The sequence below is a fragment of the Streptomyces sp. NPDC006463 genome, from assembly GCF_042870715.1.
Taxonomy (GTDB): Bacteria; Actinomycetota; Actinomycetes; order Streptomycetales; family Streptomycetaceae; genus Streptomyces.
In genome coordinates this window covers 97,616-121,005 of sequence record NZ_JBIAHP010000017.1, presented here as the reverse complement: position 1 = coordinate 121,005, position 23,390 = coordinate 97,616, and the positions used below count along the sequence as shown (strand labels likewise).

Here is a 23,390-nt window from a genome sequence, read left to right as displayed (position 1 = left end):
TCCGACTACTGGGAGGCGCGAGGAGTTCCCGGCACGCCGTTTCGTTCCCGCGAGGGGGTACGGCTCCCGCGGTCGCGACCTCGCCGGGACCGCGGGTCCGGTACGGCCGCAGAGGCCTCGGCCCGGGCCGTCGGAGCCGTGCCCGTCCCGCCGTGCCCCGCTCGGCCCAAGCCCCGCTCCGTCCCGCCCCGCCCCGTAAGGGCCGGACGGGGCGGAGCGCTACAGCCCCTTGCTCAGCTTCGGCCGCTTCGGCGTCTTCGGCGGCTTGACCTTGATCTCCACCCCGCCCCAGAAGGCGAAGCCCGTCACGATCACGCGCGGCGCCCCCGGCTGCGCCGGCCCGCTGCCCACGCGCTGGTCGAAGGCGCCCATGACGCCGATGCCCCGTACGTCGACCTCCACGCCCGGCGGCACGGTGATCTGGATGCCGCCCATGACCGCGACGCAGTTGATCACCACCTCGCGCTGCGCGAAGTTCGCCTCGCGCAGGTCCAGCTCACCACCGCCCCAGAACGCCACCGCGTCGAAGCGGGCGGGCACCGTCCACGGGCCCTTGCGCTGGAACCCCGACATGACCGCGACGGCGTTCGTCGACGTCCCCGACCCGCCGATCCGGGCCGGCCAGGACGAACCCGAGGACGAACCCGAGGCCGCCCCCTGCGTCGGCAGCGGCGCCGCGCCCCCCTCCGCCGGCAGGTCCCGCGTCAGCGGCTCCAGTTCCGCGTACGTACGGGACTTGTACGCCGCCTCCAGCCGCTCCTCGAATTCCTCCATGTCGAGCCGGCCCTCGGCGACGGCGTCCCGCAGACGCTCCACCACCCGGTCCCGGTCGGCATCCGACGCCCTCAGCTCCGGCAACGGCTTCTCCGGCCGATCGTCACTCATACGGCCCAGACTATGCAGGGATCCCCGGGAGTTGTACGGCTTGCACCCCTGTCCCACCCCCGGAATGACCCTGATTTCCCCCCGCCCTCACCCCCGCCCCGTCTCCGCCCTCACCCCCGCCCCGCGTACATCCGCGCGATCACGTCCTCGATGTCCGGTTCCCGCACCGACAGGTCCACCAGCGGATACCGCGCCGCCACCTCCGCCACCAGCGGCGCCGCCGAAGCTCCCGCCGGGAACGCCAGCCACTGCCGCGGCCCCTCCACCCTCACCACCCGCGCGCCCGCCAGCTCGATCGGCGCGAGCTCCCGCTCCAGGTCCACCACCAGCGTGCGCTCGCTCTCCCCGGCCGACCCCGCCGCATGCAGCCCGGCCAGCGGACCGTCGTACATCAGCCGCCCGTGGTCGATCACCATCACCCGCTCGCACAGCTGCTCGATGTCCTGGAGGTCGTGCGTAGTCAGCAGCACCGTCGTGCCGAGCTCCGCGTTCAGCTGCCGCAGGAAGCCCCGTACCTTCGCCTTGCTCACCACGTCCAGCCCGATCGTCGGCTCGTCCAGGTACAGCACGTCCGGATCGTGCAGCAGCGCCGCCGCGATGTCCCCGCGCATCCGCTGCCCCAGCGACAACTGCCGCACCGGCACGTCGAGCAGCTCGGCCAGGTCCAGCCGGTCCACGCAGCGCTCCATGTTCTCCTCGAACCGCGCCCGCGGGATCCGGTACATCCGCCGCATCAGCCCGTACGAGTCCTTCAGCGGCAGGTCCCACCACAGCGTGGTCCGCTGCCCGAACACCACCCCGATCCGGTGCGCGAGCCGCATCCGCTCCCGCGCCGGATCGATGCCCGCCACCCGCAGCCGGCCGCCGCTCGGCGTCAGGATCCCGGTCAGCATCTTGATCGTGGTCGACTTCCCGGCACCATTGGGCCCGATGTAGCCGACCATCTCGCCCCGCGCCACCTCGAAGCTGATCCCGTCCACCGCCCTGACCTGGTGCTTCTCCCGGCGCATCAGCCCCACCCGGCGCCGTACGTCAAAGACCTTCTCGACCCCGTCCAGCGAGATCAGCGCATCCACCACGACTAGCTCCCCGTGCTTCGGTACGAACGGACACCCGCACGCCACGCCAGCGACGCGGGCAGGAACACGGCGAAGGCCACCAGCGGGCTCAGGTACGCGACCCACCCCGGCAGCCCCAGGGGATCGGGCCGCCCCAGCACGTACAGCGCGGGCAGCCAGTTGACGAAGGCCAGCGGCACGATGAAGGTCACCCCGCGCAGCAGGTCCTTCGCGAAGACGGTCGGCGGGTACTGCAGCATCGCGCAGCCGCCGTACGTGAACGAGTTCTGCACCTCCGCCGCGTCCCCCGCCAGGAACTGGAACGCCGCCCCGGCCACCATCACCGCACCGAAGATCCCCGCCCCGGCCAGCACCATCACGGGCACCAGCAGCACCTTGCCGGGCGTCCACTCCACCTGCGGACCCAGCCCCCAGACCGCCCAGGCCAGCACCCCCACCCCCTGCCCCACGCGCCCCAGCCTGCGCAGCGCGAACCGGTCCGCCGCGACCTGCGCCAGCACCGGCACGGGGCGCACCAGCATGGTGTCGAGCGAGCCGTCGCGGATCCGGACACCGATCCGGTCCGTGTTGCCCAGCAGCAGGTCCGCCAGGCCCAGGGAGGCTGAGCAGGATCCGTAGAGCAGGGCGATCTCGGGCAGGGTGAAACCGCCCAGCTCGTCCACGTGGGAGAACATGATGCAGACCGCGACGAAGTCGAGGAGGGTGATCGCCGCGTTGCCGACGACCGACAGGACGAAGGACGTCCGGTACGTCATCGTCGACCGGATCCACATCGCCACGATCAGCCCGTAGCCGCGCAGCCCCTCCCACGCCCGACCGCGCCGGGGCACCTCGACGGCCGCGAACTCCCGCTCCAGTACCGCCTCAGCCACCCTGGACCACCACCTTCCGCGTCGCGGCCGACTGCAACAGCCGCCCCGCGCCCAGCAGTACGAACGCCCACACCGCCTGGAACCCCAGCGCACCCGCCGCGCTCCCGGCCCCCGCGTGGCTGCCCAGCAGCACGTCCATCGGGACCTGGAGCACCGCCGCCCACGGCAGCGCCTGCACGAACTCGCCGAAACCGCCCGGGAAAACGGTCAGAGGCAGCAGCATCCCGGAGAAGAAGATCGTGACGACGGTCGCCATCATGTTGATCCCCGACCCGTCCATCAGCCAGAACGCCGCCAGCCCCAACAGGTAGCGCACCGCGAAGCTCACCGTCAGCGCGAGCAGGACGGAGACCAGGAACAGCAGCCATCGCAGCGGATCGGCGGGCAGCGCCAGCCGGAACGCCAGCGCCCCGACCGCCAGCGGAACCACCCCCCGCCCCACCAACTGGAAGGCCGCCCGCCCCAAGTCGGCCGCGAGCCACCACATCTGCAGGTCCGCCGGCCGGTACAGGTCGACGGCGATGTCGCCCGTACGGACACGCTCCTGGAGCTCCTCCTGGAAACCACCCCCGATCAGCGCCCCGGCGGCGAGCAGTGACTGACTCACCCATACGAAGGTCAGGGCCTGCGCCTGGTCGTAGCCGCCGAGTCCGGGCCGCTCGTCCCACAGCGCGATGTACGTGTACGCGACGATGAACCCGAACACGGTGTTGGTGAACACACCGGCCGCCGTCGCCGTCCCGTAGGTGGCGTAGCGGCGGAATCCGCCTGCGGCGACGGCCAGGTAGAGCCGCACTCTCCGACGCACCGTATCCCTCCGTTTCCCTCGTCGTTCCTACGTCGGCCAAAGCGCGCGAGCTTAGTGCGGAGGGGCGAGCCACGCGACCGATTTACCCCCGTCCGGCGCGTAATCACCGGTCATCGGGTAGACACCATGAGGTACAGAAGTGGATATTTCGCACAGCGTCGAGGAGTTCTGGAGATGAGCGACCAGTCACCACCCCCGGGCTGGACCCCTCGCGATCCGGACACTCCGCCAGAGGGACCCCCGACGCGGCCGCAGACACCCGGCGCAGGACGGACGCCCGGCACGGCACAGAAGCCCGGAAGACAGGCCCGCCGCAAGCGGACCGGCTGGCGCCGCGCCCTCCCCACCTGGCGCATGCTCCTGGGCGGCTTCCTGCTCGTCGTCCTGCTGCTCATCGGCGCCCTCGTCGCCGGCTACCTGCTCGTGGACATCCCGCCCGCCAACTCCGCCGCCACCGCGCAGTCCAACGTCTACCTCTACTCCGACGGTTCGCAGCTGGCGCACGACGGCGAGGTCAACCGCGTCAACATCCCGCTCTCACAGATCCCCCGGACCGTGCAGGAGGCCGTACTGGCCGCCGAGGACCGGGACTTCCACTCCGAACGGGCCGTGGATCCCAAGGCGATGGTCCGCGCCGCCTGGAACACCGCGACCGGCAAGGGCACCCAGTCCGGTTCGACCATCACCCAGCAGTACGTCAAGAACTACTACCTGGGCCAGGAACAGACGATCAAACGGAAGGTCAAGGAGTTCTTCATCGCGATCAAACTCGGGCGCGAGAAGTCGAAGAACTACATCCTGGAGGGGTATCTGAACACCAGTTACTTCGGCCGCAACGCCTACGGCATCCAGGCCGCCGCCCAGGCCTACTACGGCAAGGACGCCGCCGACCTCACCACCGCCGAGGGCGCCTACCTCGCCACCCTCCTCAACTCCCCGAGCAGCTTCGACGTCGTCTCCCACCCCCAGAGCCGCCCCCGCGCCCTCGCCCGCTGGAACTACGTACTCGACGGCATGGTCAAGAAGAACTGGCTGCCCGCCGCCGAACGCGCGACGACACAGTTCCCCGAGCCGGGCAAGGTCCGCGCCGCCGCCGGACTGTCCGGACAGCGCGGGTACCTGGTGGAAGCCATCAAGGACTACATCGTCGAGCACAAGATCCTCGACGACAAAACCCTCGCCGAAGGCGGCTACCGCATCACCACCACCATCGACAGACGCCGCCAGAACGCCTTCGCCGAAGCCGTCGACGCCCAGATGGTCCGCAAACTCGACCCTGAGAAGCGCAAGGCGGACCGGGTGGTGCGGGCCGGCGGGGTCTCCATCGACCCGGCCACCGGCAAGGTCGTCGCCATGTACGGCGGCATCGACTACACCAAGCAGTACGTCAACAACGCGACCCGGCACGACTACCAGGTCGCCTCCACCTTCAAGCCGTTCGTCTTCGCGGCCGCCGTCGAGAACGACTCCCGCACCCAGGACGGCCGCCGGATCACCCCGAGCACCATCTACAACGGCGACAACAAACGCCCGGTCGTCGGCGGCCGGATCCGCTTCGCCCCCGAGAACGAGGGCCAGGTGTCGTACGGGAACATCACCGCCAACACCGCGACCGACCTCTCCGTCAACGCCGTCTACGCGCAGATGGCGGTCGACGTCGGCACCGCGAAGGTCAAGGACACGGCCATCGCCCTCGGCATCCCCGCGGACACCCCGAACTTCCCGCCCGTCCCCGCCATGGCCCTCGGCACCCTGCAGGCCAGCGTCCTGGACATGACCCAGGCGTACGCGACCCTCGCGGACCACGGCCGCCGCACCCCGTACACCTTCCTGGAGAAGATCACCAAGGGCGGCGACACGATCGGCCTGCCCGAGCGCACGCCCACCCAGGCCGTCAGCCGCGAGGCCGCCGACACCACCACGTCCATGCTGGTCAGCGTCGTCGACAACGGCACCGGTACGGCCGCGCTCGCCGCCGGCCGCCCGGCCGCGGGCAAGACCGGGACCGGCGAACTGGACCGCTCGGCCTGGTTCGCCGCGTACACCCCGGACCTGGTCACGGTGGTCGCGATGATGGGCCAGGACCCGGACACCGGCGCCTTGGAGTCCCTGTACAACGCCCTCGGGGAGTCCCGTATCGGCGGTGGCGGCTACCCGGCCCGGATCTGGGCCGCGTACACCAAGAACGCCCTCGAAGGCAGCGACCCCGTCGACTTCGACCTGGAACTCCAGCCGGGCGCGGCCCAGCCGCCGCCCTCGCCGCCGGACCGGACGGGCCGGCCCGAGGAACCCCCTGGCGAGGACACGCCGAACCCTCCCGAACGGCCGACCCGACCGGGCCGGCCAACCTGGCCGGACGGCGGGCGGGACAACGGGGGCCAGGACAACGGAGGCCAGGACAACGGAGGCCGGGAGAACGGAGGCCAGGACAACGGCGGCCGGGACAACGGCGGCCAGGAGAACGGCGGCCAGGACAACGGCGGCCAGAACCAGGGGGGTCAGAACAACGGCGGCCAGACCCAGGGCGGGCAGACGGGCGGCGGTGCCACCCAGGGCGCCCGGGGCGGCACCACGCAGGGCACGACGGGCACCACGGGCACGACGGGCGGGCAGGGCGCCAACGGCGGTGCGGCCGACGGCACGCGCCCGCCGTCCGCGTTCCTCGAATGAACCGGTGGATCAGTGACCGGAGGTCGCCTTCAGCCCCACCACGGCGACCAGCAGCAGGCAGATGAAGAAGATCCGGGCGGCGGTGACGGGCTCACCCAGCACCGCCATACCGAGCACGGCCGCACCGGCGGCGCCGATGCCCACCCACACCCCGTACGCCGTACCGATGGGCAAGGACTTGGCGGCGTAGGAGAGCAGCACCATGCTGGCGACGATCCCGGCGCCCGTGAACACACTGGGCCACAGCCGGGTGAAGCCCTCGGTGAACTTCATGCCGATCGACCAGCCGACTTCGAGCAGACCGGCGAGGAGCAGCAGAACCCAGGCCATGACGGCACCTCCGAGACATCGAGCGATACGGGGTGCGTCGTCTTGTCGTACCCGGTACGGCGCGTCTCGTCGGGTTCCCGTCAACCGTAGCAAAGGACGGCGAAAAGGGCCGGTGACCTCGGCCACCAGCCCTTTTCCCAGCAGTTTTCAGACGTATCAGAGGTAGAGACCCGTGGAGTCCTTCGACCCCTCCAGCCGCTCGGCGGCCACGGCGTGCAGGTCCCGCTCGCGCATCAGCACGTACGTCGCACCTCGCACCTCGACCTCGGCCCGGTCCTCGGGGTCGTACAGCACCCGGTCGCCGGGCTCGACGCTCCGTACGTTCTGCCCGACCGCGACCACCTCGGCCCAGGCGAGCCGCTTGCCGACCGCGGCCGTCGCCGGGATGAGGATGCCGCCGCCGGAGCGCCGCTCACCCTCAGGCAGGTCGGACTTCACGAGCACGCGGTCGTGGAGCATACGGATGGGCAGTTTGTCGTGGGTGGTGTTCTCGCTCACGCTCCGAACCTACCCGCCCGCGGCCGGACCGCACTCCGCAGGGTCATCAGCGCTTGCGCCGCACCGAGAGCACCACTACCCCCACCACACCCGCCGCGAGCAGCGCGACGGGCACGATCCGCTCCAGGCGCGGAGCCCCGTCCTCGTGGCGCAGCGCGCCCGTCACGTCCGTCACGAGGCGGTTCACCGTGACGAACGCCCGCCCGACGGTGTGGTCGACGGTCGAGGCGACCCTGGCCTTCGCGTCCCCGATGATCGTCTTCGGGTGCATGCGCACGCCGATCTCGTCGAGCGTCTCGGCGAGCTGCTCGCGGCGGCGGACGATGTCCGCCTCGATCTGTGCGGGGGTCCTGGCTTCCGGCACCGCGCTGCCTCCGTCGTCGTTTCGTCTGTGGGGGCGTAGTCCGCCATGAACAGTCTGTCAGCAGCTTAGTCTCGTGCCATACCGATCCCCTCTTGAGGAGACTGCCGACATGAGCGAGCGACTTCAGCCGGGCGACACCGCCCCCGCCTTCACCCTGCCCGACGCGGACGGCAACGAGGTCTCGCTCGCCGGCCACAAGGGCCGCAAGGTCATCGTCTACTTCTACCCGGCCGCGCTGACGCCGGGCTGCACGAAGCAGGCCTGTGACTTCACGGACAACCTCGACGTCCTGGCGACGGCCGGCTACGACGTCATCGGCGTCTCCCCCGACAAGCCGGAGAAGCTCGCGAAGTTCCGCGAGAAGGAGCACCTGAAGGTCACCCTGGTCGGCGACCCCGAGAAGGAGACCCTGGCCGCGTACGGCGCCTTCGGTGAGAAGAAGCTCTACGGCAAGACGGTGACCGGGGTCATCCGCTCGACGGTGGTCGTGGACGAGGAGGGCAAGGTCGAGCACGCCTTCTACAACGTCAAGGCGACCGGCCACGTAGCCAAGATCATCAAGGACCTGGGCATCTGACCCGCCCCCCTTTGCCCCGCAAGAAGCGGCCCGCACCCAACCGGTGCGGGCCGCTCCGCTTATCGGACGAAACCAGCCGCAACCGTCCGACTATCGGTCGATCTGTACGACCGCGGCACGCTGACTACAGCGGTAGCCGAATCCAGGGCAACCACATTGCGCGAGGTGGCCGTCAAGCTCGACGCCCCTCCAGCCACAGGCACCCTGTCGCACATCGCCCGCCGGATAACGGCGGCCGGCATCGACATCAGCCACTTCCCCGGCATGAAACGCGGGCGCGTCGACCTACCGTTCACGTCCGAGGAACTCGCTGGCGCAGCGGCCTCCGCCACAAGCATCCGAAGCGCGGCTTCGGCCCTCGGCGTGCCGGACGACAGCCGGTCGCGCGCCGCGCTCGGGAGGATGCTGAAGGAGCGTGGCATCGACACCACCCACTTCCGGAACTCCCGGTTGACCATCCCCGAGGAAGCTCTGCGCGCGGCCGTCCCGGCGGCGACGAGCTACGCAGATCTCATGCGCGCCCTCAACCTCGCCGTCAACGACGTGAACCACCGCCGCGTCCGGCGCCGCGTCGCGAGAACCTCCGCTACCTCTGCCCCAACTGTCACTCCCTGACGGACACGTGGTGCCGGAAGCGTCGCCCCAAGCCTGCCGACCTCCCCGACCGCCCCGTAGACTGACAGCAGCCCACTCAGACTCAATGTCTGAATTGGGTTACATGTCGCGGTTGTGGTGGAATTGGCAGTCACGCTTGGTTTAGGTCCAAGTGGGGTAAAACCCGTGGGGGTTCGAGTCCCCCCAACCGCACGTCAACGCCGAGGGCCCCGTACGCAGCCGTGTACGGGGCCCTCGGCGTGGCGGTCGGCGTCAGCCCAGCAGTTCCCGGACCACCGGGACGAGGGCGCGGAAGGCCTGGCCTCGGTGGGAGATGGCGTTCTTTTCCGCCGGGGTGAGCTCCGCGCAGGTGCGGGACTCGCCCAGCGGCTGGAGGATCGGGTCGTAGCCGAAGCCGCCCGTGCCCGACGGGGTGTGGCGCAGGGTGCCCAGGAGGCGGCCCTCGACGACGCGTTCGGTGCCGTCCGGGAGGGCCAGGGCCGCCGCGCAGAAGAAGTGGGCTCCGCGGTGCTCGTCGGAGATGTCCGACAGCTGGGCGAGGAGGAGGTCCAGGTTCGCCTTGTCGTCGCCGTGGGCGCCCGCCCAGCGGGCCGAGAAGATGCCGGGGGCGCCGTTCAGGACGTCCACGCACAGGCCGGAGTCGTCGGCGACCGCCGGGAGGCCGGTGGCGCGGGCCAGGGCGTGGGCCTTGAGGAGGGCGTTCTCGGCGAAGGTGACACCGGTTTCCTTGACGTCCGGGATCTCGGGGTACGCGTCCGCGCCGACCAGCTCGTGCGGCAGGCCGGCGTCGGACAGGATGGCGTGGAGTTCGGCGATCTTGCCCGCGTTGCGGGTCGCGAGGATGAGGCGGCTGGGCGTGGAGGTCATGGCCCCCATTATTTCCGGCCCGGCGGCCGCGTCAGCCCGGGGTGCAGACCTTGGAGATCTCGCTCGCCGCGTCGGCGACCGGCTGGATGTCCGGGGTGGCGTCGCCGTTCTGGATGGCGGTGCGGACGTTCTTGACCGCCGTGTTCATCGAGTCGATGGCCTTGCCCAGGTCGGCGTTGTCCGTCTGGTCGCCGATCTTCTTGAGGTTCGTCTCGATCTGGTTGAGCGCGTTCTGGGCGTCCTGCGGGCTGTTGCCCGCCTGGGAGACCGCCTGCTGGAGGTCGTTCGCGCCGTCCGTGATGGCCACCGCCGTGTTCGCGCAGTCCATCGCCGTGGAGATCGCGTCACAGGAGGTCAGGGCCGGGACGGTGAGTACGGCCGCCACGGCTACGGCGGCTATGCGGAGCTTCATTCGGGTCCCCCAGGAAGACGTGGATGCGTGGATCGTGACTGCGTGCATGCGTGGAGCGAGGACGGGCGCACGGCTTCGACACCGTGCGCCCGTACCAGGACGGACGCGAATCCGCGCGCCGCGGTTGCCGCTTACAGTTCCAGCGCGCCCAGCTGGATGGCTTCCAGGTCCGCGCAGCCGCCGGCGGCGAGGTCGAGGAGGGCGTTCAGTTCCTTGCGGTCGAAGGGCTCGCCCTCGGCGGTGCCCTGGACCTCGACGAAGCGGCCGTCGCCGGTGCAGACCACGTTCATGTCGGTCTCGGCGCGCACGTCCTCCTCGTAGCAGAGGTCGAGGAGCGGGACGCCGTCGACGATGCCGACGCTGACGGCGGCGACGGTGCCGGTGAGCGGCTTGCGGCCGGCCTTGATGAGCTTCTTCTGCTGGCCCCAGGCGACGGCGTCGGCGAGGGCGACGTAGGCGCCGGTGATCGCGGCGGTGCGGGTGCCGCCGTCGGCCTGGAGGACGTCGCAGTCCAGGACGATGGTGTTCTCGCCGAGGGCCTTGTAGTCGATGACGGCGCGCAGGGAGCGTCCGATGAGGCGGGAGATCTCGTGGGTGCGGCCGCCGATCTTGCCGCGGACGGATTCGCGGTCGCCGCGGGTGTTGGTGGAGCGGGGCAGCATCGAGTACTCGGAGGTGACCCAGCCTTCGCCGCTGCCCTTGCGCCAGCGCGGGACGCCTTCGGTGAAGGAGGCGGTGCAGAAGACCTTGGTGTCTCCGAAGGAGATGAGGACGGAGCCCTCGGCGTGCTTGCTCCATCCGCGTTCGATGGTGACCGGGCGGAGCTGTTCGGGCGTACGGCCGTCGATGCGAGACATGGTTCCGAGCCTAGCCCCTGGAGGAGTACGCGAAGACCCCGTCCGGGTGTATCCGGAACGGGGTCTTGTCGTTCGGCGGGCGAGCCTTGTGGGGCTCAACTCACATCATGTCTTCGATCTCGCCGGCGATCGGGTCGGCGTCGGTGCCGATGACGACCTGGATCGCGGTGCCCATCTTGACGACGCCGTGGGCGCCGGCGGCCTTCAGGGCGGCCTCGTCGACGAGGTCGGGGTTGTGGACCTCGGTGCGCAGGCGGGTGATGCAGCCTTCGACCTCGTCGATGTTGTCGATGCCGCCGAGCCCGGCGACGATCTTCTCAGCCTTGGTGGCCATGTGTTTCTCCTTGGGGGTCCCCCCGGACGGAGTCTGGGGGAGTTACGAAGAACGAGTCTCGGCAGTCGTATCCGGATGCCCACCTGCGTGATCCGCTTTGCCACGGTAACGCACGGTTGGCCCATCTATGCGAGCGCATGACTGCCGTCTGCCGAATCATGACGATCAGCAGCAGCCTGCCCCACGACTGGTCTACACCAGTGTGCCGCACGTGCCGCAACTGCCAAAAACGGGCCGGTCAGGGAGGACGTCGATGAGCGCGAGCAGCGCTGCAGCAGCGCCGCAGCCGAAGTGGTGGAACGGGGTGTTCCAGGGGCTGCAGAAGATGGGGCGGAGCCTTCAGCTGCCGATCGCCGTACTGCCCGCCGCCGGCATCCTGAACCGCCTGGGCCAGCCCGACGTGTTCGGCGCGAAAGGCCTCGGCTGGACGGACGTCGCCAAGGTGATGGCGGGCGCGGGCGGGGCGCTGCTGGATCCCGACCTCGGGCTGCCGCTCCTCTTCTGCATCGGCGTCGCGATCGGCATGGCGAAGAAGGCGGACGGTTCGACGGCGCTGGCGGCGGTGGCGGGCTTCCTCGTCTACCGCGGGGTGCTGCACGCGTTCCAGAAGCCCTGCCCGGCGGGGACCAAGGACATCGGGGGCGGCTGCCTGGGTCCGAACGACACCTTCGTGTCGTACACGTACCAGAATCCCGGGGTCTTCGGCGGCATCATCATGGGCCTACTGGCGGCCTGGTTCTGGCAGCGCTACCACCGGGTGAAGCTGGTGGACTGGCTGGGCTTCTTCAACGGGCGCCGGCTGGTCCCGATCATCATGTCGTTCGTCGCGATCGGGTTCGCGGCCCTGTGCCTGTGGATCTGGCCGCCGGTCGGTGACGCGCTGGAGAGCTTCTCCGACTGGCTGGTGGGGCTGGGTTCGTGGGGCGCCGGGGTCTTCGGTGTCGCGAACCGGGCGCTGCTGGTGATCGGCCTGCACCAGTTCCTGAACGTGCCGGTGTGGTTCCAGTTCGGCAGCTACACCACGCCGGACGGCAAGGTGGTGCACGGCGACATCAACATGTTCCTCAACGGCGACCCGGAGGCCGGGCAGTTCCTGTCCGGGTTCTTCCCCATCATGATGTTCGCCCTCCCGGCGGCGGCACTGGCGATCACCCATTGCTCGAAGCCCCGTCGGCGCAAGGAGGTCGGCGGCCTGATGCTGTCCGTCGCCCTGACGTCCTTCGTCACCGGGATCACCGAGCCGCTGGAGTACTCCTTCCTGTTCGTGGCGCCCGTGCTGTACGTGATCCACGCGCTGCTGACGGGCGCCTCGATGGCGGTGACGTGGGCGCTGGGTGTCCACGACGGTTTCAGCTTCTCGGCCGGCCTGATCGACTACGTCATCAACTGGGGCCTGGCGACGAAACCGGCACTGATCATCCCGATCGGTCTGTGTTTCGCGGTGGTCTATTACGCTATCTTCCGGTTCGCGATCACCAAGTTCGACCTGGCCACCCCGGGCCGGGAGTCGGACGAGGAGATCGAGGCGATGGAGAAGGACGTCATCAAGGCGTAGGCCCCGCCCGGCCGCACGCCGGCCGACCCCGGCCCCCTCGGCCCGCTTCCCCACGGCCCTCGGATCACCGGATCCGGGGGCTTCGGGCATGCCCAAAGCATGCCCAAACCTCTTGTGGCGTAGACCACAGGAAATCGAAGGTTCCTTATCTAACCCTCACCGTGTTACAACTGGTCTACACCATCAATTGGTGTAGACCACGTGGGCCTGTCTGCGCTCGCGTTCCCCCCTTTTACGAGACGTCGCCGTCCCCCGGCTCACCCCCTGGCGGCGCCTTGCCCACTGGAGGAAGTTGTGACCACGGCTACCGCCCCCGCGGCGGAGAAGAAGAAGGGCGCTGGCGTGATGGCCGTCATGCAGCGCATCGGCCGGAGCCTCATGCTCCCCGTTGCGGTGCTGCCCGCCGGCGCCCTGCTCATCCGCCTGGGCCAGGACGACATGCTCGGCAAGGCGTCGCTGCCCGACTTCGTCAACAAGATCGCCACGTACATGGCGGCCGGCGGAGAAGCGATCATCGTCAACATGGCGCTGCTGTTCGCCGTCGGTATCGCCATCGGCTTCGCCAAGAAGTCCGACGGTTCGACCGCACTCGCCGCCGTCACCGGCTACCTGGTCTTCTCGAAGGTCCTGGCCACCTTCACGGACCCGAGCCTGCCGCAGATCGAGAAGGTCGTCGATCACAAGGTCGCCCTGGTGGACGCCCCCGTCGACGCCAAGGTCCTCGGCGGCGTCGTGATGGGCATCGTCGTCGCGCTCCTCTACCAGCGCTTCTACCGCACCAAGCTGCCCGACTGGGCCGGCTTCTTCGGCGGCCGCCGTCTGGTCCCGATCCTCTCCGCTTTCGCGGGCCTGTTCATCGGCATCCTCTTCGGCCTGATCTGGCCGGTCCTCGGCACGGGTCTGCACAACTTCGGTGAGTGGCTGGTCGGTTCCGGCGCCGTCGGCGCGGGCATCTTCGGTGTCGCCAACCGTGCGCTGATCCCGGTCGGCATGCACCACCTGCTCAACTCCTTCCCGTGGTTCCAGGCCGGCGAGTACAACGGCAAGAGCGGTGACATCGGCCGCTTCCTCGCCGGTGACCCGACCGCCGGACAGTTCATGACCGGCTTCTTCCCGATCATGATGTTCGCCCTCCCGGCGGCCTGCCTCGCGATCGTCCACTGCGCCCGTCCCGAGCGCCGCAAGGTCGTCGGCGGCATGATGTTCTCCCTCGCGCTCACCTCCTTCGTCACCGGTGTGACCGAGCCGATCGAGTTCACCTTCATGTTCATCGCCCCGGTGCTCTACGCGGTCCACGCGGTCCTCACCGGTATCTCCATGGCGCTGACCTGGGCCCTGGGCATGCGTGACGGCTTCGGGTTCTCGGCGGGTCTGGTCGACTACCTGCTGAACCTGGGCATCGCGGAGAACCCGCTGGGCCTGGCCGCCGTCGGCCTCTGCTTCGCGGTCGTCTACTACTTCGTCTTCCGCTTCGCGATCACCCGGTGGAACCTCCCCACCCCGGGCCGCGAGTCCGACGAGGAGCTCGCCGAGCTGGCGAAGGCCGAGGCCAAGTAGGCCTCTGGCCTCACCGCCTGTGACACACCGGAGCCCCCGCTCTCCCGGAAGGGAGGACGGGGGCTCCGGCGTACCCCGGATACGCCGGGGCCCCGGACCTCAGACCTCGTACACGGCGCCCGCGTACGCCAGGTCGATCGGGCCGTCGTAGACCGACCGGGCGTCGGCGAGGTTCTGCTCGGCGTCCGTCCACGGCGGGATGTGGGTGAGGACGAGGCGGCCGACCCGGGCGCCGCGCGCGTACTCCCCGGCCTCGTGGCCGTTGAGGTGCAGGCCGGGGATGTCCTCCTTGCCGTGGGTGAAGGAGGCCTCGCAGAGGAAGAGGTCGGTGCCCTCGGCGAGCAGGCCGAGCTCCGGGCAGGTTCCGGTGTCCCCGGAGTACGTGAGCGAGCGGCCGCCGTGCTCGATGCGGATGCCGTACGCCTCGACGGGGTGGCTGACCCGCTCGGTGCGGACCTGGAAGGGGCCGATCTCGAAGCTGCCGGACTTCAGGGTGCGGAAGTCGAAGACCTCGCTCATCGAGCGCTCGTCGGGCACGTCGTCGTAGGCGGTGGTCAGGCGCTTCTCGGTGCCCTCGGGGCCGTAGACGGGGATGGTGCCGCAGCGGCCGCCCTCGTGCCGGTAGAAGCGGGCCACGAAGTACGCGCACATGTCGATGCAGTGGTCGGCGTGCAGATGGCTGAGGAAGATCGCGTCGAGGTCGTAGAGACCGATGTGGCGCTGGAGCTCGCCGAGGGCGCCGTTGCCCATGTCGAGGAGCAGCCGGAAGCCGTCGGCCTCGACGAGGTAGCTCGAACAGGCCGATTCCGCGGACGGGAACGACCCCGAACAGCCGACGACGGTGAGCTTCATGGAGCGTGAACCTCCGTGGACGGTCCGTGGACGGAATGCGGGCCGTGCGTGCGTCGAGCGTAAGGCGCGAAACGGCCCGTCGCTCCTCCACGGCGGGCCGTTGTGGGGGGAATCACCTGCACTGTCACCCGGGGGAGCGACGGTGGGCGCGGGCGTTGCCAAAGGTTGTCATGCCGGGGCGTTCCCGCGCGGCTACGGTCGAAACATGGACACGTCCTGGTGGCCCGCGGTGGCCGCGGTCGTGGCCGTGGCACTGGTGATGCTGCTCGCCGGAGCGCGGCTGGGGCTCCCCCGCCGGGCCCCGCCCGCGCACGGCCCCGGGCCGCCGCCGATGCCGCGGCCCGGTGAGCTGTGGTCGCTGACGGACGGCCGGGTCTGTCTGGTTCTGGCGGTGGCGCAGGTACGGGGCCACCGGGCGCGGGTCGCGTGGATCACCGGGAAGTACGACGACCGGCGGGCCGGGGTGGTCCCGCTGCCGCCGGGGACGGTGGGGGCGCAGGGCCGGGCGAGCTTCCTGGAGGCGGACCGGCCGGCGGAGGTGTCGCTGTGGGAGTTCCGTGGCCGGCTGGGGATGCTGGACCCGGCGGTGTGGGACGAGATCAAGGGGCTCGGAGGTGGCCGGTGATCCGTTTGCGGCGTGTGTACGACCCGCCGGAGCCGGAGGAGGACGGTGTCCGGGTGCTCGTGGACCGGCTGTGGCCGCGGGGCCTTTCGAAGGCGGCGGCGGGGGTGGACGAGTGGCCGCGGGCCGTTGCCCCGTCGAGCGAGCTGCGGAAGTGGTTCCACGGGGGCGGCTCCGCCGGTGAGTTCCGGCGGCGGTACGAGGCGGAGCTTGCCTCCGCCGACGCGCTGGCGGAGCTGGACCGGCTGCGCGCGTTGGCCGCGGCGGGGCCGGTCACCCTCCTGACCGCCGTCAAGGATCCGGAGTCGAGCCACGCGGCGGTGCTCGCGGAGCTGCTGCGCGGCTAGGAGCCATCGCCTCGTGCGGGCTCCGCCCCGGCCCCTCCCCCGGACTGGAGTCCTGGGGGACTTCCGGGCGGGGCCGGATGTGGCGGAGCCCCCGCGGCGCCGCATCCGCCCGCCGGGCAGCCCTCAGGGTCCGGCTACGCCCAGAGCTGGCCCTGGAGGACCTCGATCGCCTCTTCCGTCGTCGCGGCCGTGTAGACGCCGGTCGACAGGTACTTCCAGCCGCCGTCGGCCACGACGAAGACGATGTCCGCCGGTTCACCGGCGGCCACCGCCTTGCGGCCGACGCCGATCGCCGCGTGCAGGGCGGCGCCGGTGGAGACGCCCGCGAAGATGCCCTCCAACTGGAGGAGCTCCCGGGTCCGGGTGACCGCGTCCGCCGAGCCCACCGAGAAGCGGGTGGTGAGGACGGAGGGGTCGTAGAGCTCGGGGACGAAGCCCTCGTCCAGGTTGCGCAGGCCGTACACCAGGTCGTCGTAACGCGGTTCGGCGGCAACGATCTTGATGCCTTCGACGTTCTCGCGCAGGTAGCGGCCGACGCCCATCAGGGTGCCGGTCGTGCCCAGGCCCGCCACGAAGTGGGTGATCGAGGGGAGGTCCGCCAGGATCTCGGGGCCCGTCGTCGCGTAGTGCGCGCCCGCGTTGTCCGGGTTGCCGTACTGGTAGAGCATCACCCAGTCGGGGTGCTCCGCCGCCAGTTCCTTGGCCACCCGTACCGCGGTGTTCGAGCCGCCGGCGGCGGGCGAGGAGATGATCTCGGCTCCCCACATGGCGAGAAGGTCCCGGCGCTCCTGCGAGGTGTTCTCCGGCATCACGCAGACGATGCGGTAGCCCTTGAGCTTGGCCGCCATCGCCAGGGAGATGCCGGTGTTGCCCGAGGTGGGCTCCAGGATGGTGCAGCCGGGGTACAGCCGGCCGTCCTTCTCGGCCTGCTCGACCATGTGGAGCGCGGGGCGGTCCTTGATCGAGCCGGTCGGGTTGCGGTCCTCCAGCTTCGCCCAGATACGGACCTCGTCCGAGGGCGACAGCCGGGGCAGCCGGACGAGCGGCGTGTTGCCGACCGCGGCCAGCGGGGAGTCGTAGCGCATTACTTCGATCCGCCGGCGACGGCCGGGAGGATGGTGACGCTGTCGCCGTCCTTGAGTTCGGTGGTGATGCCGGCGAGGAAGCGGACGTCCTCGTCGTTGAGGTAGACGTTCACGAAGCGGCGCAGCTCGCCGCCCTTCGACTCGTCGACGATGCGCTCGCGGATGCCCTTGTGGCGGGTCTCCAGGTCGGTGAACAGCTCGTCCAGGTTCGCGCCCTCACCGGACACGGCCTTCTCGCCGTCGGTGTAGGTGCGGAGGATGGTGGGGATGCGGACCTCGATGGCCATGGCTGGCTCCAGTCGTGAAGGATCGTGAGGGAGGGCGAGAACGTGAAGCGCGCGGTTCGTCGGCCCCCCGCGCAAGAGGGCTCTGGTGCTCAGAAGGCAGGACAGATGGCGCTGGCGAGGCGGCACAGGTCGACGTGCAGCCGCGCCACGAGCAGCAGCCTGCCGGGCGTCTCGATGCTCACGTCTTGGGGAACCATGCGGTCATGTTAACGATTCCCGCTCCCCGGTTTGGAGTGTGATCCCGCATCTCGGACGCCCATTGCTCACATACTGGTCAGTAGGCCTCGACGACCTGCACTTCTTCCTCGGTGATCACACCGTCGACGATCCGGTACGAGCGGAACTGGAACTCCCCGAGGCCGTCCTTGTCGGCCGTCGAGACCAGTACGTAGTGGGCGCCGGGCTCGTTCGCGTAGGTGACGTCCGTGCGCGAGGGGTAGGCCTCGGTCGCCGTGTGCGAGTGGTAGACGATCACCGGCTCCTCGTCGCGGTCGTCCAACTCGCGGTAGAGCTTCAGCAGGTCCTTCGAGTCGAACTCGTAGAACGTGGGCGAGCGGGCCGCGTTGAGCATCGGGATGAAGCGCTCCGGGCGTCCGGTGCCCGCCGGACCGGCCACGACACCGCACGCCTCGTCGGGGTGGTCCTGGCGGGCGTGCTCGACGATCTGGTCGTACAGGGCCTGGGTGAGGGTCAGCATGAGCGACAGGATAGACAGACGGGCCCTCCCGTACCGAGGCGTGGTACGGAAGGGCCCGAATGCTGGACAGGACTGGTTCAGGAGGCCTTGTTGAAGGCTGCTCCGGCCGGATTGCGGGCCTTGAGGACCAGGTAGGACACGCCGAGGATGAGGCCCCACAGCGGGGCGCAGTACAGCGAGACGCGGGAGTCCTTGTCGATGCCCATCATCACGATGACCATGCCGATGAAGAGCAGTGCGAACCAGCTGGTCCACGGGGCACCGGGGGCGCGGAACGCGGACTGCGGGAGCTGGCCGCGGTCGGCCTTGGCGCGGTAGCGGATCTGGCAGACCAGGATCATGATCCAGGCCCACATGCCGGAGATGGTGGCGAAGGAGACGACGTAGTCGAAGGCCTTGCCCGGGGCGACGTAGTTGATCCAGACGCCCACCAGCATCAGCGCGGCGGAGAAGGTGGTGCCGACCAGCGGGGTGCCGCTCTTGGTGAGCTTGGTGAAGACCTTCGGGCCCTGGCCGTTGAGCGCGAGGTCGCGCAGCATGCGGCCGGTGGAGTACATGCCGGAGTTGCAGGAGGACAGGGCGGCGGTCAGGACGACGAAGTTGACGATCGCGGCGCCGACGCCGAGGCCCATCTTCTCGAAGGCCAGCACGAAGGGGCTCTCGCCCGCCTTGAAGTTCGACCACGGAATGACCGACATGATCATGATGAGCGCGCCGACGTAGAAGACGGCGATGCGCCACGGCACGGTGTTGATGGCCTTGGGCAGGGTCTTCTCGGGGTCCTTGGACTCGCCGGCGGTGACGCCGACCAGCTCGACCGCGAGGAAGGCGAACATCACGATCTGCAGCGTCATCAGCGTCTCGCCGATGCCGTTGGGGAAGAAGCCGCGGTCGCTCCACAGGTTGGAGACGGAGGCGGTGGCGGCGGCGTCGGAGAAGCCGATCGTGAGGATGCCGGCGCAGATCAGGATCATGCCGACGATGGCCGTGACCTTGACCATCGAGAACCAGAACTCCAGCTCACCGAAGAGCTTCACGGAGATCAGGTTGGCGGCGTAGAGGATGACGGTGAAGATCAGCGCGTATGCCCACTGCGGGAAGCTGTCGTGGGTCCAGTACGACATGTACTTGGCGGCCGCGGTGACCTCGGTGATGCCGGTGACCACCCAGAACAGCCAGTACGTCCAGCCGGTCGCGTAACCCCAGAACGGGCCCAGGAACTCGCGGGCGTAGTCCGAGAAGGAACCTGAGACGGGGCGGTACATGAGCAGCTCGCCCAGCGCCCGCATGATGAAGAAGATGACCAGGCCCGCGATGGCGTAAGCCAGGATCAGGCTCGGTCCGGCCTTGGAGATGGCCTTGCCCGCGCCCAGGAAGAGGCCGGTGCCGATGGCTCCGCCGATCGCGATCATCTGGATCTGGCGGGCGCCGAGCGCGCGGTGGTAACCCTCGCCGTCCCCGTCGTCCGAAGTGCCCTCGCCGGGCGTCCTGCCGTGCTGCTCGACCTGCACAGAGGTCATGTCTTGGTGCGCCTTTCTCCACGCCGATCCGCGCCTTCTGCAGGCCGCGGATCGGGTCCTCGATCCCCCCGGATACGGATGGAGTTGCACCCGGCGGTCAGCCGGTTCAAGCACGCCGCGGGACATGGGTGGCGTCCCGTCGGCGGTCGTGAAGATCTATCACGTACTCACGGGTGAACGAGGGCGGGAAAAGTGGCACAGGTCACGGCTATTCCAGGACAAAGGTCCAGAAACGAATCAGATCACCGTATGACGGTGATCTGATCGTTATCCGGATTTGAGCGTCCGCTGAGCGAACGGCACTCGCCCTTGAGGAAGCTCAGAGGCTGTCGGCGAGCGTCTCGACGAGGGTCTCCTGGAGACCGCCGAGCCAGAGGTACGCCATCACCATCGGCTTGCGCGGATCGTCGTCCGGAAGCCGGAAGAGCGCCTCGCTCTCGTCGTCCTCGGTGACGTCGAGGCGGGCCGCGAGGGTCAGCCGCAGGTCGTTGAGGGCGCCGAGCCAGCGCAGCGGCAGCTCCCCGGTCAGCTCCAGGACCGCCACCCCGTCCCCGGCCGGGGTGAGTGCGTCCAGGCTGCGTACGACCGCCAGCGCGTCCTCCCGCTTGCGGGTGCGCAGGTCGTTCTCGGTGAAGCGGCGGAACTCCGCCGACCGGGCGCGCAGCTCCTCGGGGTCCTGCGCGGGCTCCGCGCCCGGCCCCCCGTACGCGTCGGGGAAGAGCCGGGCCAGCGCCGGGTCGGACGGGGGCTCGGTCGGGCCGTCGTTGGCGAACAGCACGGCCAGCGGGTCGGCATCCGCGGCGGGCTCCGGCTCGCCCGGTCCGATCAGCTCGAGCAGCTGGACCGCCAGGGACCGCAGGATGGAGATCTCGATCTCCTCCAGCGCCACGGCGGCGCCGCCGCCCTTGAGGGGCTGGAACGTGCCGCCCATCAGTTGCGGTCCTGGGAGAGGGTCGCCCACAGGCCGTAGCCGTGCATCGCCTGCACGTCGCGCTCCATTTCCTCGCGGCTGCCGCTGGAGACGACCGCCCGCCCCTTGTGGTGGACGTCGAGCATCAGTTTGTGCGCCTTGTCCTTGGAATAGCCGAAGTACGCCTGGAACACGTACGCCACATAGCTCATGAGGTTGACCGGGTCGTTGTGCACCAGGGTCACCCACGGGACGTCGGGTTCGGGGACCGCGAAGGTCTCTTCGGCCGATTCGGTGCGTTCGATCTCTACAGGAGCAACACTCACTCGTCCCATGCTGCCACTGTGACGGGCCCGTCGCACAAACGGGCCCTACATCTCGTCACTCTGACGAAATGTGCGCTAGCATCCGTGACATGAACCCTGCGGACCTGGGCCTGCCGGTGGACGTGCCGTCGACAGCGCTCTTCACGGACCATTACGAGCTCACGATGCTGCAGGCCGCCCTGGCGAACGGCACCGCCGACCGCCGCTCGGTCTTCGAGGCCTTCACCCGGAGGCTGCCCGAGGGGCGCCGGTACGGCGTGGTGGGCGGCACCGGCCGGGTGCTCGACGCGGTGGAGAACTTCCGTTTCGACAGCGCGGTGCTGGAGTTCCTGCGCGAGCGGGCCGTCGTCGACATGCGGACCCTGGACTGGCTGTCCTCGTACCGCTTTTCGGGCGACATCTGGGGCTACCCGGAGGGGGAGGTCTACTTCCCCGGCTCGCCGATCCTGCGGGTGGAGGGCAGCTTCGCCGAGTGCGTGCTGCTGGAGACCGTGGTCCTGTCGATCCTGAACCACGACTCGGCGATCGCGGCGGCCGCCTCCCGGATGTCCTCGGCGGCGGGCGGGCGCCCGCTGATCGAGATGGGCGCGCGGCGCACCCACGAGCTGGCCGCCGTGGCCGCCTCGCGGGCGGCGTACGTGGGCGGCTTCACCTCCACCTCGGACCTGGCGGCCGGATTCCGGTACGGCATCCCCACGGTCGGCACGAGCGCCCACGCCTTCACCCTGGTGCACGACAGCGAGCGCGACGCGTTCACCGCGCAGGTGGCCTCGCTCGGCGGCGGAACCACCCTGCTGGTGGACACCTACGACGTGGCCGAGGCCGTACGGACGGCCGTGGAGGTCGCGGGCACCGACCTCGGCGCGGTGCGCATCGACTCGGGCGACCTGCTGCTGGTGGCCCACCGGGTACGGCAGCAGCTGGACGAGCTGGGCGCGACCTCGACGAAGATCGTGGTCACCTCGGACCTGGACGAGTACGCCATCGCCTCGCTGGCGGCGGCGCCGGTGGACGCGTACGGGGTGGGCACGCAGCTGGTGACGGGCAGCGGGCACCCGACGTGCTCGATGGTCTACAAGCTGGTGGCGCGGGCGACGTCGGCGGACCCGAAGGCTCCGCTGCTGCCGGTGGCGAAGAAGTCCACCGGCGGGAAGACCTCGATCGGCGGACGCAAGTGGGCGGCGCGGCGCGTGGACGCGGAGGGCGTCGCGGAGGCCGAGGTGGTCGGGACCGGGCCGGTTCCGTCGGCCCTGGCCGACCACCAGCTGCTGACCCAGCTGGTCAAGGCCGGCGAGGTCGTCGCCCGCGAACCGCTGGAGGCCGCGCGCGACCGCCATCGCGCCGCCCGCGCGGCCCTGCCGCTCTCGGCGACCCAGCTGTCCCGCGGCGAGGCCGTCATCCCGACGGAGTACGCGTAGCCCCAGTTTCGGGAAGGGGCGGGACGGGGGAGGAGCCCCCGCAGGCCCTCCCGCCGCCGCACAATGGACACTGAGCCGAAGGACACGTCATGCACCGCGCACTGATCGTCGTCGACGTACAGAACGACTTCTGCGAAGGCGGCAGCCTCGCGGTCGCCGGCGGGGCCGACGTCGCCGCCGCCATCACCGAGCTCATCGGGCAGGCCACCCCCGGCTACCGGCACGTCGTCGCCACCCGCGACCACCACATCGACCCCGGCAGCCACTTCGCGCACCCCCCGGCCGAGCCGGACTACGAGACCTCCTGGCCCGTGCACTGCGTCGCGGGGACCGAGGGCGTCGGGTTCCACCCGAACTTCGCCCCCGCCGTGGCCTCGGGCTCCGTGGCGGCCGTGTTCGACAAGGGCGCCTACGAGGCCGCGTACAGCGGGTTCGAGGGGGCCGACGAGAACGGAGCGGGCCTCGCCCAGTGGCTGCGGGACCGGCACGTCACCGAGGTGGACGTGGTCGGGATCGCCACCGACCACTGCGTGCGGGCCACCGCCCTGGACGCCGCCCGCGCCGGCTTCGCCACCCGCGTGCTGCTCGACCTGACGGCCGCCGTGGCCCCTCACACCGCCGAGAGGGCGCTGGAGGAGCTCCGGGCGGCCGGAGTGACCCTGATCGGCGGCAAGGCCTCCTAGGTGCCCAGCAGGGCCCGGATGGGGTGCCAGAGCTCCTGCGCCCGGTCGGGTGCGCCGCGCCACAGCAGGCCGTCCGGGTGGTGCAGGACGGCCGTGACCTCGTCGGGGGTCGGTGGCTGCGCGTTGCCGCGCAGGTACACCGCACGCATGCCGAGGTTCCGCAGCCTGGTCAGGGCGCGGGCCCGGTTCGCGGCGTGTACGAGGACGCGGACGTTTCCGTCGTCGCCGCCCTCACCGAGTGACGGCCTCGGCAGTGTGAGCGCGACCACCACACTGCCGCCCGGCAACCTGACGAAACCTCCACCTGGCATGGATGTCATCTCCCCCGTCAATAAGAAACTCGTACCGCGCATCTAAACGCGA

29 protein-coding genes, 1 tRNA gene and 1 riboswitch are annotated in these 23,390 nt (G+C 70.0%); of the genes, 10 read left to right on the top strand and 20 right to left on the bottom strand.

The window, feature by feature from the left end:
- Nucleotides 1-219 precede the first annotated feature (219 nt).
- The 4 genes from ACFYOB_RS28115 to ACFYOB_RS28100 all read right to left on the bottom strand — a co-directional run bounded on the left by ACFYOB_RS28115 (nucleotide 220) and on the right by ACFYOB_RS28100 (nucleotide 3,644).
- Entirely contained in the window at nucleotides 220-885 is a 666-nt protein-coding gene (locus tag ACFYOB_RS28115) for a DUF1707 domain-containing protein (protein WP_388564045.1), read from the bottom strand.
- Between the two features lie 110 nt (nucleotides 886-995).
- Nucleotides 996-1,964, bottom strand: coding sequence for an ATP-binding cassette domain-containing protein (locus ACFYOB_RS28110; RefSeq protein ID WP_388564043.1), 969 nt, complete (start codon nucleotides 1,962-1,964; stop codon nucleotides 996-998).
- A 2-nt stretch (nucleotides 1,965-1,966) separates the two neighbouring features.
- Complete coding sequence (locus ACFYOB_RS28105; protein ID WP_388564130.1) at nucleotides 1,967-2,737, bottom strand: ABC transporter permease; 771 nt, start codon at nucleotides 2,735-2,737, stop codon at nucleotides 1,967-1,969.
- Between the two features lie 91 nt (nucleotides 2,738-2,828).
- Nucleotides 2,829-3,644 (bottom strand): ABC transporter permease, encoded by an 816-nt coding sequence (locus ACFYOB_RS28100; protein ID WP_388564041.1) that lies wholly within the window; start codon nucleotides 3,642-3,644, stop codon nucleotides 2,829-2,831.
- Nucleotides 3,645-3,818: 174 nt separating this feature from the next.
- Here ACFYOB_RS28100 and ACFYOB_RS28095 point away from each other — a divergent pair, with 174 nt between their 5' ends.
- Entirely contained in the window at nucleotides 3,819-6,314 is a 2,496-nt protein-coding gene (locus ACFYOB_RS28095; protein WP_388564039.1) for a transglycosylase domain-containing protein, read from the top strand.
- A gap of 9 nt (nucleotides 6,315-6,323) precedes the next feature.
- On the opposite strand, the gene ACFYOB_RS28090 is transcribed toward ACFYOB_RS28095, so the two are convergent.
- From ACFYOB_RS28090 to ACFYOB_RS28080, 3 genes are all read right to left on the bottom strand, one after another.
- The gene (locus ACFYOB_RS28090) at nucleotides 6,324-6,644 is read right to left on the bottom strand and encodes a DMT family transporter (RefSeq protein WP_388564037.1); all 321 of its coding nucleotides are present in this window, start codon (nucleotides 6,642-6,644) and stop codon (nucleotides 6,324-6,326) included.
- A 31-nt stretch (nucleotides 6,645-6,675) separates the two neighbouring features.
- A riboswitch (guanidine-III (ykkC-III) riboswitch) is annotated at nucleotides 6,676-6,745 on the bottom strand.
- Nucleotides 6,746-6,800: 55 nt separating this feature from the next.
- Nucleotides 6,801-7,142, bottom strand: coding sequence for a co-chaperone GroES (locus tag ACFYOB_RS28085; RefSeq protein WP_030239046.1), 342 nt, complete (start codon nucleotides 7,140-7,142; stop codon nucleotides 6,801-6,803).
- A gap of 46 nt (nucleotides 7,143-7,188) precedes the next feature.
- Entirely contained in the window at nucleotides 7,189-7,506 is a 318-nt protein-coding gene (locus tag ACFYOB_RS28080; RefSeq protein WP_388564035.1) for a DUF3618 domain-containing protein, read from the bottom strand.
- Between the two features lie 109 nt (nucleotides 7,507-7,615).
- Here ACFYOB_RS28080 and bcp point away from each other — a divergent pair, with 109 nt between their 5' ends.
- The 3 genes from bcp (at nucleotide 7,616) to ACFYOB_RS28065 (ending at nucleotide 8,890) form a co-directional block, all read left to right on the top strand.
- On the top strand, nucleotides 7,616-8,083 hold the full coding sequence (gene bcp, locus ACFYOB_RS28075) for a thioredoxin-dependent thiol peroxidase (RefSeq protein ID WP_388564033.1): 468 nt from the start codon (nucleotides 7,616-7,618) through the stop codon (nucleotides 8,081-8,083).
- Between the two features lie 165 nt (nucleotides 8,084-8,248).
- The gene (locus ACFYOB_RS28070; protein ID WP_388564031.1) at nucleotides 8,249-8,698 is read left to right on the top strand and encodes a hypothetical protein; all 450 of its coding nucleotides are present in this window, start codon (nucleotides 8,249-8,251) and stop codon (nucleotides 8,696-8,698) included.
- A gap of 108 nt (nucleotides 8,699-8,806) precedes the next feature.
- Nucleotides 8,807-8,890 (top strand) — tRNA-Leu (locus ACFYOB_RS28065).
- 60 nt (nucleotides 8,891-8,950) lie between these two features.
- Here ACFYOB_RS28065 and rdgB read toward each other — a convergent pair.
- The 4 genes from rdgB to ACFYOB_RS28045 all read right to left on the bottom strand — a co-directional run bounded on the left by rdgB (nucleotide 8,951) and on the right by ACFYOB_RS28045 (nucleotide 11,168).
- Nucleotides 8,951-9,565: an RdgB/HAM1 family non-canonical purine NTP pyrophosphatase gene (rdgB, locus tag ACFYOB_RS28060; protein ID WP_388564029.1), complete on the bottom strand. Its 615-nt coding sequence runs from the start codon at nucleotides 9,563-9,565 to the stop codon at nucleotides 8,951-8,953.
- A 31-nt stretch (nucleotides 9,566-9,596) separates the two neighbouring features.
- A complete protein-coding gene (locus tag ACFYOB_RS28055) occupies nucleotides 9,597-9,977 on the bottom strand; it encodes a hypothetical protein (RefSeq protein ID WP_388564027.1) in 381 nt (126 codons plus the stop codon).
- Between the two features lie 131 nt (nucleotides 9,978-10,108).
- A complete protein-coding gene (gene rph, locus ACFYOB_RS28050) occupies nucleotides 10,109-10,834 on the bottom strand; it encodes a ribonuclease PH (protein ID WP_030717976.1) in 726 nt (241 codons plus the stop codon).
- A 100-nt stretch (nucleotides 10,835-10,934) separates the two neighbouring features.
- A complete protein-coding gene (locus ACFYOB_RS28045; protein WP_388564025.1) occupies nucleotides 10,935-11,168 on the bottom strand; it encodes a glucose PTS transporter subunit EIIB in 234 nt (77 codons plus the stop codon).
- Nucleotides 11,169-11,421: 253 nt separating this feature from the next.
- Here ACFYOB_RS28045 and ACFYOB_RS28040 point away from each other — a divergent pair, with 253 nt between their 5' ends.
- Nucleotides 11,422-12,723, top strand: coding sequence for a PTS transporter subunit EIIC (locus ACFYOB_RS28040; protein ID WP_388564023.1), 1,302 nt, complete (start codon nucleotides 11,422-11,424; stop codon nucleotides 12,721-12,723).
- A 345-nt stretch (nucleotides 12,724-13,068) separates the two neighbouring features.
- A complete protein-coding gene (locus ACFYOB_RS28035; RefSeq protein ID WP_388564128.1) occupies nucleotides 13,069-14,280 on the top strand; it encodes a PTS transporter subunit EIIC in 1,212 nt (403 codons plus the stop codon).
- 99 nt (nucleotides 14,281-14,379) lie between these two features.
- On the opposite strand, the gene ACFYOB_RS28030 is transcribed toward ACFYOB_RS28035, so the two are convergent.
- Entirely contained in the window at nucleotides 14,380-15,132 is a 753-nt protein-coding gene (locus tag ACFYOB_RS28030) for an MBL fold metallo-hydrolase (RefSeq protein WP_388564022.1), read from the bottom strand.
- A 205-nt stretch (nucleotides 15,133-15,337) separates the two neighbouring features.
- Between ACFYOB_RS28030 and ACFYOB_RS28025 the strand changes: the two genes are divergently transcribed.
- On the top strand, nucleotides 15,338-15,757 hold the full coding sequence (locus ACFYOB_RS28025) for a hypothetical protein (protein ID WP_388564020.1): 420 nt from the start codon (nucleotides 15,338-15,340) through the stop codon (nucleotides 15,755-15,757).
- The gene (locus ACFYOB_RS28020; protein WP_388564018.1) at nucleotides 15,754-16,101 is read left to right on the top strand and encodes a DUF488 domain-containing protein; all 348 of its coding nucleotides are present in this window, start codon (nucleotides 15,754-15,756) and stop codon (nucleotides 16,099-16,101) included. Before ACFYOB_RS28025 ends, ACFYOB_RS28020 begins: the two co-directional genes overlap by 4 nt.
- Before the next feature lie 134 nt (nucleotides 16,102-16,235).
- Here the strand turns inward: ACFYOB_RS28020 and ACFYOB_RS28015 are convergent, their stop codons facing one another.
- The 7 genes from ACFYOB_RS28015 to clpS all read right to left on the bottom strand — a co-directional run bounded on the left by ACFYOB_RS28015 (nucleotide 16,236) and on the right by clpS (nucleotide 20,935).
- Nucleotides 16,236-17,186 (bottom strand): PLP-dependent cysteine synthase family protein, encoded by a 951-nt coding sequence (locus ACFYOB_RS28015; protein WP_388564016.1) that lies wholly within the window; start codon nucleotides 17,184-17,186, stop codon nucleotides 16,236-16,238.
- Entirely contained in the window at nucleotides 17,186-17,473 is a 288-nt protein-coding gene (locus ACFYOB_RS28010) for a MoaD/ThiS family protein (RefSeq protein ID WP_376680119.1), read from the bottom strand. Before ACFYOB_RS28010 ends, ACFYOB_RS28015 begins: the two co-directional genes overlap by 1 nt.
- An 89-nt stretch (nucleotides 17,474-17,562) precedes the next feature.
- Complete coding sequence (locus ACFYOB_RS28005) at nucleotides 17,563-17,670, bottom strand: putative leader peptide (protein WP_388564014.1); 108 nt, start codon at nucleotides 17,668-17,670, stop codon at nucleotides 17,563-17,565.
- Between the two features lie 77 nt (nucleotides 17,671-17,747).
- Nucleotides 17,748-18,170: a M67 family metallopeptidase gene (locus ACFYOB_RS28000; RefSeq protein ID WP_328925924.1), complete on the bottom strand. Its 423-nt coding sequence runs from the start codon at nucleotides 18,168-18,170 to the stop codon at nucleotides 17,748-17,750.
- A gap of 77 nt (nucleotides 18,171-18,247) precedes the next feature.
- A complete protein-coding gene (locus ACFYOB_RS27995; RefSeq protein ID WP_388564011.1) occupies nucleotides 18,248-19,690 on the bottom strand; it encodes an amino acid permease in 1,443 nt (480 codons plus the stop codon).
- Nucleotides 19,691-20,009: 319 nt separating this feature from the next.
- Nucleotides 20,010-20,621, bottom strand: a complete 612-nt coding sequence (locus ACFYOB_RS27990) for a DUF2017 domain-containing protein (protein WP_388564009.1) — start codon at nucleotides 20,619-20,621, stop codon at nucleotides 20,010-20,012.
- A complete protein-coding gene (gene clpS / locus ACFYOB_RS27985) occupies nucleotides 20,621-20,935 on the bottom strand; it encodes an ATP-dependent Clp protease adapter ClpS (RefSeq protein WP_328925927.1) in 315 nt (104 codons plus the stop codon). The genes ACFYOB_RS27990 and clpS overlap by 1 nt, the downstream gene beginning before the upstream one ends.
- Before the next feature lie 80 nt (nucleotides 20,936-21,015).
- Between clpS and ACFYOB_RS27980 the strand changes: the two genes are divergently transcribed.
- On the top strand, nucleotides 21,016-22,344 hold the full coding sequence (locus ACFYOB_RS27980) for a nicotinate phosphoribosyltransferase (protein WP_388564007.1): 1,329 nt from the start codon (nucleotides 21,016-21,018) through the stop codon (nucleotides 22,342-22,344).
- A gap of 89 nt (nucleotides 22,345-22,433) precedes the next feature.
- On the top strand, nucleotides 22,434-23,027 hold the full coding sequence (locus tag ACFYOB_RS27975) for an isochorismatase family protein (RefSeq protein ID WP_388564005.1): 594 nt from the start codon (nucleotides 22,434-22,436) through the stop codon (nucleotides 23,025-23,027).
- Here ACFYOB_RS27975 and ACFYOB_RS27970 read toward each other — a convergent pair.
- On the bottom strand, nucleotides 23,024-23,338 hold the full coding sequence (locus ACFYOB_RS27970; RefSeq protein WP_388564003.1) for a hypothetical protein: 315 nt from the start codon (nucleotides 23,336-23,338) through the stop codon (nucleotides 23,024-23,026). The two genes, ACFYOB_RS27975 and ACFYOB_RS27970, sit on opposite strands and share 4 nt — an antisense overlap.
- Between the last annotated feature and the right edge of the window lie 52 nt (nucleotides 23,339-23,390).

What these genes read in the sequence shown, in the direction of transcription:
- ACFYOB_RS28115 (WP_388564045.1), bottom strand. Translation starts at nt 885, where the DNA reads ATGAGTGACGATCGGCCGGAGAAGCCGTTGCCGGAGCTGAGGGCGTCG.
- ACFYOB_RS28105 (WP_388564130.1), bottom strand. Translation starts at nt 2,737, where the DNA reads ATGTGGATCCGGTCGACGATGACGTACCGGACGTCCTTCGTCCTGTCG.
- ACFYOB_RS28095 (WP_388564039.1), top strand. Translation starts at nt 3,819, where the DNA reads ATGAGCGACCAGTCACCACCCCCGGGCTGGACCCCTCGCGATCCGGAC.
- ACFYOB_RS28090 (WP_388564037.1), bottom strand. Translation starts at nt 6,644, where the DNA reads ATGGCCTGGGTTCTGCTGCTCCTCGCCGGTCTGCTCGAAGTCGGCTGG.
- bcp (WP_388564033.1), top strand. Translation starts at nt 7,616, where the DNA reads ATGAGCGAGCGACTTCAGCCGGGCGACACCGCCCCCGCCTTCACCCTG.
- rdgB (WP_388564029.1), bottom strand. Translation starts at nt 9,565, where the DNA reads ATGACCTCCACGCCCAGCCGCCTCATCCTCGCGACCCGCAACGCGGGC.
- ACFYOB_RS28055 (WP_388564027.1), bottom strand. Translation starts at nt 9,977, where the DNA reads ATGAAGCTCCGCATAGCCGCCGTAGCCGTGGCGGCCGTACTCACCGTC.
- rph (WP_030717976.1), bottom strand. Translation starts at nt 10,834, where the DNA reads ATGTCTCGCATCGACGGCCGTACGCCCGAACAGCTCCGCCCGGTCACC.
- ACFYOB_RS28045 (WP_388564025.1), bottom strand. Translation starts at nt 11,168, where the DNA reads ATGGCCACCAAGGCTGAGAAGATCGTCGCCGGGCTCGGCGGCATCGAC.
- ACFYOB_RS28040 (WP_388564023.1), top strand. Translation starts at nt 11,422, where the DNA reads ATGAGCGCGAGCAGCGCTGCAGCAGCGCCGCAGCCGAAGTGGTGGAAC.
- ACFYOB_RS28035 (WP_388564128.1), top strand. Translation starts at nt 13,069, where the DNA reads ATGGCCGTCATGCAGCGCATCGGCCGGAGCCTCATGCTCCCCGTTGCG.
- ACFYOB_RS28030 (WP_388564022.1), bottom strand. Translation starts at nt 15,132, where the DNA reads ATGAAGCTCACCGTCGTCGGCTGTTCGGGGTCGTTCCCGTCCGCGGAA.
- ACFYOB_RS28025 (WP_388564020.1), top strand. Translation starts at nt 15,338, where the DNA reads ATGGACACGTCCTGGTGGCCCGCGGTGGCCGCGGTCGTGGCCGTGGCA.
- ACFYOB_RS28015 (WP_388564016.1), bottom strand. Translation starts at nt 17,186, where the DNA reads ATGCGCTACGACTCCCCGCTGGCCGCGGTCGGCAACACGCCGCTCGTC.
- ACFYOB_RS28010 (WP_376680119.1), bottom strand. Translation starts at nt 17,473, where the DNA reads ATGGCCATCGAGGTCCGCATCCCCACCATCCTCCGCACCTACACCGAC.
- ACFYOB_RS28005 (WP_388564014.1), bottom strand. Translation starts at nt 17,670, where the DNA reads ATGGTTCCCCAAGACGTGAGCATCGAGACGCCCGGCAGGCTGCTGCTC.
- ACFYOB_RS28000 (WP_328925924.1), bottom strand. Translation starts at nt 18,170, where the DNA reads ATGCTGACCCTCACCCAGGCCCTGTACGACCAGATCGTCGAGCACGCC.
- ACFYOB_RS27995 (WP_388564011.1), bottom strand. Translation starts at nt 19,690, where the DNA reads ATGACCTCTGTGCAGGTCGAGCAGCACGGCAGGACGCCCGGCGAGGGC.
- ACFYOB_RS27990 (WP_388564009.1), bottom strand. Translation starts at nt 20,621, where the DNA reads ATGGGCGGCACGTTCCAGCCCCTCAAGGGCGGCGGCGCCGCCGTGGCG.
- clpS (WP_328925927.1), bottom strand. Translation starts at nt 20,935, where the DNA reads ATGGGACGAGTGAGTGTTGCTCCTGTAGAGATCGAACGCACCGAATCG.
- ACFYOB_RS27980 (WP_388564007.1), top strand. Translation starts at nt 21,016, where the DNA reads ATGAACCCTGCGGACCTGGGCCTGCCGGTGGACGTGCCGTCGACAGCG.
- ACFYOB_RS27975 (WP_388564005.1), top strand. Translation starts at nt 22,434, where the DNA reads ATGCACCGCGCACTGATCGTCGTCGACGTACAGAACGACTTCTGCGAA.
- ACFYOB_RS27970 (WP_388564003.1), bottom strand. Translation starts at nt 23,338, where the DNA reads ATGCCAGGTGGAGGTTTCGTCAGGTTGCCGGGCGGCAGTGTGGTGGTC.